This is a genomic window from Frankia sp. AgKG'84/4 (genome assembly GCF_023242965.2).
GTDB lineage: Bacteria > Actinomycetota > Actinomycetes > Frankiales > Frankiaceae > Frankia.
Window position 1 is genome coordinate 1 of the sequence record NZ_JALKFU020000669.1, and the last position, 607, is coordinate 607.

A 607-nucleotide genomic window follows, 5' to 3' on the forward strand; every position below is an offset into this window, starting at 1 on the left:
GTGTAACTCACATCCTGTGAGCCACAACTAACCATCAGTGAGGGATGAAGCCCCCCACTGATGGAAGTTTCACTTTATCACCATGTTCGGCTTCTTCTTTAAGCTGTGGCGGCCGTCGATGAAACGGACGGTTCCTGATTTGGCCCGCATGACAAGAGAGTGGGTCAGCCCGTAATTCCCCTTGAACTGGACACCTTTCAATAATTCCCCGTCGGTTACCCCGGTTGCCGCAAAGATCGCATCATCGCCGCGAACCAGGTCTTCCATCCGAAGCACGCTTTCCAAATCTATGCCCATCTTATTGCAGCGCTCCGCTTCCGCGTCATTTTGTGGAAGGAGTTTCCCCTGAAGCTCACCGCCCAGGCATTTTAGCGCCACGGCAGCAATCACACCCTCAGGTGCCCCGCCTGAGCCGAACAAAATATCTACACCGGTCTGGTCAAAGGCTGTATTGATCGCCCCGGCGACATCCCCGTCGTTGATTAATTTGATGCGCGCCCCTGCTTCCCGGAGCTCATGGATGATTTGCGAATGGCGGTCGCGGTTTAAAACGGTCGCGACTACGTCCTGAATATCTTTGTTCTTTGCTTTTGCGACTGCCTTAAGG

The 607-nt window shown here is 53.7% G+C and carries 1 protein-coding gene; it reads right to left on the reverse strand.

Annotated elements, in window-relative coordinates:
- Window positions 1-69: 69 nt before the first annotated feature.
- Window positions 70-607 (reverse strand): fructose-bisphosphatase class II (locus MXD58_RS31795; RefSeq protein ID WP_250610030.1); only part of this gene is annotated, 538 nt, incomplete at its 5' end.